This is a genomic window from Caballeronia sp. M23-90, assembly GCF_053574605.1.
Window position 1 is genome coordinate 1 of the sequence record NZ_JBSIPA010001030.1, and the last position, 277, is coordinate 277.

Here is a 277-nt window from a genome sequence, read left to right on the forward strand (position 1 = left end):
ATCTGGTTCCACGTCCACGTCGGGAAGTTCTCGACGGTTCCGCCCGACACCGTCCCGTGAACATAGTCGATCGCGCACAGGCTTCGCATGCTCCAGAAGCAGGTGGTCTCGCCGGATACCGCATTGGTTTGACCTTCGCGCTGCCACGAGTTGATGTTGAAGCTGGTCGTGGTGTCCATCCAGTTCGACAGGAACGCGTTCACGACCGCCTGCTCCGTCGCGGGACTCGTGCCTTTCCAGACGCCGGTCTGCCCGCCGTTCCAGACGTCCAGCGGAC

1 protein-coding gene is annotated in these 277 nt (G+C 62.5%); it reads right to left on the bottom strand.

Annotated elements, in window-relative coordinates; all coding sequences use genetic code 11:
- Positions 1-277 (bottom strand): hypothetical protein (locus tag ACRXB1_RS37645; protein ID WP_449494969.1); only part of this gene is annotated, 277 nt, incomplete at both ends.